Origin of the sequence: Algibacter sp. (genome assembly GCF_049667265.1) — a bacterium.
Taxonomy (GTDB): domain Bacteria; phylum Bacteroidota; class Bacteroidia; order Flavobacteriales; family Flavobacteriaceae; genus Algibacter_B.
This window is the reverse complement of sequence record NZ_JBATHX010000151.1, coordinates 1-6,523: the sequence shown is the minus strand read 5'-3', so window position 1 is coordinate 6,523 and position 6,523 is coordinate 1. Positions and strand designations below refer to the sequence as shown.

General features: G+C 33.5%; 7 protein-coding genes. 2 read left to right on the top strand and 5 right to left on the bottom strand.

Annotation, left to right across the window (positions count from 1 at the left end; genetic code table 11):
* Positions 1 to 375 (top strand): phosphoribosylaminoimidazolesuccinocarboxamide synthase (locus WBN21_RS05520; protein WP_424198284.1); only part of this gene is annotated, 375 nt, incomplete at its 5' end.
* A gap of 47 nt (positions 376 to 422) precedes the next feature.
* Here the strand turns inward: WBN21_RS05520 and WBN21_RS05515 are convergent.
* On the bottom strand, positions 423 to 1,448 hold the full coding sequence (locus WBN21_RS05515) for a serine hydrolase domain-containing protein (RefSeq protein WP_424198283.1): 1,026 nt from the start codon (positions 1,446 to 1,448) through the stop codon (positions 423 to 425).
* A gap of 21 nt (positions 1,449 to 1,469) precedes the next feature.
* Entirely contained in the window at positions 1,470 to 2,114 is a 645-nt protein-coding gene (locus tag WBN21_RS05510) for a hypothetical protein (RefSeq protein ID WP_424198282.1), read from the bottom strand.
* A gap of 194 nt (positions 2,115 to 2,308) precedes the next feature.
* On the opposite strand from WBN21_RS05510, the gene WBN21_RS05505 reads away from it, so the two are divergent.
* On the top strand, positions 2,309 to 3,040 hold the full coding sequence (locus WBN21_RS05505) for an SOS response-associated peptidase (RefSeq protein ID WP_424198281.1): 732 nt from the start codon (positions 2,309 to 2,311) through the stop codon (positions 3,038 to 3,040).
* Here the strand turns inward: WBN21_RS05505 and WBN21_RS05500 are convergent.
* The 3 genes from WBN21_RS05500 to WBN21_RS05490 all read right to left on the bottom strand — a co-directional run.
* Complete coding sequence (locus tag WBN21_RS05500; RefSeq protein ID WP_424198280.1) at positions 3,037 to 3,723, bottom strand: HAD family hydrolase; 687 nt, start codon at positions 3,721 to 3,723, stop codon at positions 3,037 to 3,039. The genes WBN21_RS05505 and WBN21_RS05500 overlap by 4 nt on opposite strands.
* Before the next feature lie 6 nt (positions 3,724 to 3,729).
* Entirely contained in the window at positions 3,730 to 4,509 is a 780-nt protein-coding gene (locus tag WBN21_RS05495) for a carbonic anhydrase (protein WP_424198279.1), read from the bottom strand.
* A 139-nt stretch (positions 4,510 to 4,648) separates the two neighbouring features.
* A partial coding sequence (locus WBN21_RS05490) for a TonB-dependent receptor domain-containing protein (RefSeq protein ID WP_424198278.1) occupies positions 4,649 to 6,523 on the bottom strand: 1,875 nt, incomplete at its 5' end.

Sequence of the window (6,523 nt, the reverse complement as noted above, 5' to 3'; positions counted from 1 at the left end):
GGATTAATTTTAGTAGATACTAAATACGAATTCGGTAAAACTAAAGACGGTAAAATTGTTTTAATTGACGAAATACACACTCCTGATTCTTCACGTTACTTCTATGCTGATGGGTATCAAGAACGTCAAGATAAAGGTGAAGCGCAAAAGCAATTAAGTAAAGAGTTTGTGCGCCAATGGCTGATTGCTAATAACTTTCAAGGTTTAAAAGGGCAAACCGTTCCGTTTATGAGCGATGAATATATCGAAACCGTTTCCGAACGTTATATCGAACTTTACGAAAACATTACTGGCGAAACTTTTATTAAAGCGGATGTTTCTAATATTCAAGAACGTATTGAGGCTAATGTTTTGGCGTATTTGAAGAAAAAATAAATGCAACATATTTATTATAAGACCTAGTTGAAAAACTGGGTCTTTTTTTATGAATTTTTTTTCTTTCTCAGAATTTTTCCAATTCTATTAATTGAAATCTGTGATAAATTCCATTCGTAACCAGCAAAATCAGTGGTGTTTATAAATTGAACCACTACAGTATCAATATCTTCGTGATATTCAGCAAGACTTTGGTAACCAGGAACCAGACCACCGTGTTCGTATTCGTAGGGGTAGATGTCTCGCTCACCATCGTTAAACACCGAACCATCATTTAACGCTCTTAAGAAATTACCAACATCTTCAGCTGTAGCTAACATGCCCTGTTCTTCAGTTTTTAAATCGGGTTCATAGCCAACATAATAGCCGCTCATTACACGGTCTATATTTACTTCTTCAAGTGAAAAAAACGTGTTTTTTAACCCGAGCGGTTCCAATATTTCTTCCTTTATATATTGCTGATGATTATAACCAACTACCTTATCAATAAGTTCAGAAAGCAATAAATAGTTCGTGTTTGAATATTCGTAATCTTCCCCAGGTTCAAAGTTAGCAGGTAAATCTAGAATAAGTTCGAGGCATGCTTCGGATGATTCAGGTGGATTTTCCCAAAACCCAGGGTGGTTTGTAAAATTTGGAATGCCACTACGATGTTGTGCCATCATTTTTAAAGTGATTTTTTCTGCATTTTCAATTCGGCCTACAAGTTCTGGGAAATAATCAGCAAGTGTTTTGTCCAAGGATAAACGATTGGTATGCGCTAATTTAGTTATAGCAACCGCCACATATAATTTGCTGATACTGGCAATTTTGAATAAGGCTTTTGGGTCGGCAGGTATTTGGTTTTTCTTGTCTTTCCAACCGCCTGTATAAAATGCCGGTGGTTTGCCTGATTCATCCACATAAACAATCATACCGTCAAATCCATGACCGATGGCTTCATCCACTTGCTCTTGAACCGTATTTGGTAATGGTAATATCCAAGCCCAGACTAATATCCATGGTACATAAAACAAGGATATTACTGTTCCCGTAAGTAATACTATTCTAAATATGCGTTTTTTTTGGTTCATGATTAAATAATTTTAAACGTTTTAGTTTGCTGGTTTTAATTTGAATTTTCGTTTCCAGTAAACAATATAAACAGTTCCTAAAAGAGTTGGAAGCGTCCATGCAATTAAGTTCCCAATACCTAATCCGGCAACAATAAATGCGGTGATGGAAGCAATTAAGGCACCAACCATTTTTCCAATATGTAATATTAACCAGGCATTTTTAGGCTTATTCGCGTTTCTATAAAACATAAAATCTTTTATTGATAATAAGAGTCCGAAACCACCAAAAAACAGAAACAAAATACCCATTGAATTACTTTTCATAATAAAATAAATACCAATTAGAAGCATCACCACCGAACATAAAAGCATACTACCCGAAATTACATAATCTATCCAATCGGCTTTCTTTTTCAATTTAAAAGTCAAGGCTCTATTTCCTGCCAATACAAGATAAATTGTAAATAATCCAATTAAAAATAAAAAGATGTTTTCATGATTTGGCATCCAAGAAATGGGAATAGAAATAAGCGAACTCGTTAGCATTCCAATGGAGAATAGTTTTCCGAAATTCTTATGAAGTTTGCTACCTTTTTTTACAATAACACTCCCAATTCCTGCAATCAAGCCAATGCCACCAAAAAAGGCGTGGATATAAATTAAAATTTTTATGGTTTCTTCCAATTGGTTGTTATTGTGGTTAACAATTCAAAGTTTAAAATAAAAAACTAGGTATGGAAGTATAGTTTTCTGAAATGTCGCTTTTTAAGGATGAATTGCTGAGAATTTCAAATGATTAATTAGTTGAATCTAAATTTATATTAGGTTTATTAAAGGTTGTTTTAATTATTTTTTAATTTAGAGTCTGATTTTTAAGTATGTGTTATTCAACTTCACTCCGTAAAACAAGAGAGCAAATTGCTAAGAAACTACGAGACGTAATGATTTCAAAAATTGAAATTCCAACAGCGTTTGAAAATTATTATAGGTTAAATGGCTTTACGCACGGAAATTTGTATATCATAAAAATGGATGAACCTGAAACCATTTCTCCAGCAAGTTGGGGGTTAGTTCCAGCTTGGGCTAATAATGATCCTGAAGCTTTTTTAAAAAAGAGTAATACTTTAAATGCCAGATGCGAAAGCATTTTTGAGAAAAGTTCATTTAAAGAAAGCGCCCGCCAAAAAAGATGTTTAATTTTAGCTGATGGCTTTTTTGAGCCACATCATGTTAATGGAAAAGCTGTTCCGTATTTCTGTTATCAGCCTACTAAAACCTATCCTGAAGGCGATTTATTTATGTTTGCAGGACTATATTCTGAACTAAAGGATGCATCAATTACAGCAACCATTATAACAACGGAAAGCAATGATTTTTTCTCAGAAGTGCATAATAAGAAAAAAAGAATGCCCTTAGTTTTAGATGAAAGCTATTATGAAAATTGGCTAGACGATGGTTTTAATGCTCAAGAAATAAATGAACTTATGGCCAAAGGTTTTACCTCCCAAGAATTTAAAGCGCATCCCGTTAGTCGAGATTTTTATAAAAAGGGAATAGAAACTAACAAACCTTATATTGTTGAACCTGTTGAAAAGGAAACGCTGTTTTAATTTTCTACTAGTATATTTTGGTTTGAAAAAATTTCCATGAGCTCTAAAGGGTGTTCTAAAATCACTTTCGCACCGTTATCAATTAATTCTTGTTTTTCTCTAAAACCCCAAGTTACACCAACTGCCAGCATGTTAGCGTTGTTAGCGGTTTGCATATCAACATCGGTATCGCCAACGTAAATAATGTCTTCAGGTTTTAAGTTTAAGAAATTACTAATTTCAATAGCCTTAATTGGATTTGGTTTTTTAAGTGCTTCAGAAGTTAATCCATCTACAGATTCAAAATAGTTAGGCAATAATTTAGAGGTTACCTTTTTGGCGTATTTATGTTCTTTATTTGACAATATGCACATTTTTATATTGCGCGATTTTAAGCTGTCAAGCAACTCTATTATGCCATCGTAAGGTTTCGTTTTATCACTACAATGTTCTCTGTAAATAGCCATCATTGATTCGAAACTTCTTCTAACTTGGGCTTCATCACGATGGTTTTCTGGTAATGCTTTTGAAACTAAATTTTTAATACCATTTCCAATAAATACTTTATATTCTTCATAACTATGTGTGGGATAGTTATATTTTTTAAGGGCTTCGTTCATAGCATCGGCTATGTCTTCAATGGAATTTACTAAGGTTCCATCTAAATCGAAAATTACAGCTTTGTAATTCATAGGTTCTATCATGATTGTTTAATAATTGAATTTCACCACACGACCATTGAGGGGTTGTTCGTTGCGGTAATTGTTAATGGGCATGTTGCTTTTAAGTTTTAATACTTCTTCTACAGATAATACAATTGGGTCTTTAAAAACCACCCAGTTTACACTTTCAGAACATGGCGGTGTTGTTAACGAGCCTCCATAGGAGTAATACTTTTTTTCTTCTAAGAATAAGCTCGATAAATCAATTTTTTGATGGATGTCTTTAAAGGCACCTTCTTTTAAAGGTAAAAAGCTTTCGAAAAATTCGAACAATTGGCTTTCTTCACCTTCTTCACCTAAAATACCTAAAACAGTAATTTTTCCAGATTTGCTAACGTGAACTAAGTGCATTTCAATAGGGTAGATAACGCCATTTATTTTATGCTCTGAAGGTTCATGAAAATGTATTTGCTTTAAGTAGAAGGTTTCATTTTTATAGTTTATAGAATCGCCTGGTTCAAAATCAAATTGTATGGAGTGTCCGTTGTTTTTAACTTCACTAATTAATGTGCTTGGTGTATATTGAATTTTGAGGTCGTGATTTGTTTTTACAGAATCAACACTTCTATGTATAATGTTTATTGGTGATTGTAGTTTTCCATCACAATCGGAGTTTTTTTCAATTTCTACCCAATGTTCAGGAGAAGTTTCACCCGAGTAACTCCAATGATGTTCATTATCGGTGGTATGTTCTGACTTTTCGGAATCTTTACATGACATTACAGTTAATAGTATAGTACAAAAAAGCAGACTGATTTTTACATTCATAATTTTGGATTTGGTATGTTAACGGTTCAAAATTAATTATAGTAGATTCTATAAAACCTTACTTTTGTCATGTTTTGGGAATTTTTTTAAAGCGAGTTATTAACTATTTCGATTTCGTTTTATTAAAGTTAATTTTTAATTAGCGTCTCTGCCCAGAAAACTGCATCGCTTCACCTTTACCAAAGCCATAACTCACACCAAAGGTTACAAAACGTCCACGTTGTCTGCTATTAAACAAATAAAAGTCGGGTTGTGAGGTTGTCGTTTGGCTTATTCTTGAGGCGAAAACATCGCGAATACTAAGGTTTAAAATAACCTTGCCTTTAAGTATCTTTTTTCTTAAACCAAGGTCTGCAAAAAAATTATCTGCAATTTCACTTTGCACAGTTTTGTATTTAGATCTGTAATCGCCCGAAAGTTCTAAGTCAAATTGTGCTGGAAGTTTAAATTTTGTGGTCAGACTAGTTGCCCATCTATTGCCTTTGAAAGCGAAATTAGTGGTTTCAAAAACACCTTTTCGGTTAAAATAATTAATGTTAAAATCGCCATTAAAGGAAAACCAATCCGTTGGTGAGTATTTTCCATTAGCTTCAAAACCTGTGGTAGAATTGGTTCCTACATTTTCTGGACGGGAGTAACTTACATTATTTTCAAAGGTTGTAATATCTTCTTCTACATCAACGGTGTATCGGTTATAAAGACTAAAGTTTAAGGAAGCTTTGCCTATTTTATGAATGCTGGTAATCTCGTATGAATCGGTATATTCTGGTTGTAAATCAGGATTTCCAGTAGAAATACTAAAGTTATTTCGAATGTTTGAAAACGGGTTTAATTCTCTTAAGCTAGGTCTGTTAATTCGTTTTGAATAACCCGCTTGCACCGAAAAATCATCCGATACTTTATATGAAGTATGAATACTCGGGAACAAGTTTGAGTAGTCATTTTCGTTACTTTCATCAGTTGTTTTAAGCAGCGTGTTAAGATTGGTATGTTCTAGTCTTAGTCCTAGTTTTAAACCCCAAACATCACCTTCATAAGCTGCGGTTGTGTACACACCCAAAACCTTTTGGTCGAAATTAAAAACATTGGTTAAGTTTGGATCATTTACCCAAATGCTATTTTCGACATTGCTTACCGAAAAATCATTTGAAACACTATTTATCACATATTGTGAGCCTGTTTCAATAGTATATTTTTCTAAAAATGGATGCGTATAATCTAGTTTAAAAGTATATTCTTCTAAAGCATAATCCGTTCGTGTTTTTTGTTTTTCATTCTCATTAGACCCCATTATAGTCGTGTTTTCAAAATCTGAAAATTGATCTTTTTTAAACGAATTTCCTAAGGCGCTAAATAATAAACTCTGGTCTTCATGCCGTTTAAAATTCATTTTATATTGCAACTCGTATCGTAGTTTTGGGTTGTCAGCCACCGTTAATTCATTTCTCAGCCAACTATCTGTTATCGTACTAGAAGCATCGGTTTGATCGTAAAAGGTTTTTGAGTTTTGGTCTTCAACTTCATAGGCGTAACTTCCAGAAAGTGTGATCACATTTAAGTCATTAATATGATAATCAGTACCAATAAGGATGTTGCCAAACTTTTCATTAAATTCACCTTCACCAGAACTATTAATAGAGGTGTTATTTGTTAAATCTCGGTTTATTGATTTTCGTTCGTCTGGGTAAGTTCGAAGGCCAAAACCAAATTGACTAAACAGATTGAATTTTTCGGTACGTTTGTTTACACTAAATCCAAAACTATTGCTGTTTGGCACACCAAAATTTAAAGTAGCAGAACCGTTTATACCTCGCTTTTCTGATTTTTTAATTATAATATTGATGATTCCAGAAGTTCCTTCAGCATCGTATTTTGCAGATGGGTTGGTTATAACTTCTACTTGTTCAATCATATCGGCAGTTATGCTTCCTAAGGCATTCCCATCGGCACTAGCAAGAACAGAAGGTTTCCCGTTAATAAGTATTTGTACACCTTGGCTTCCTCTTAAACTTAT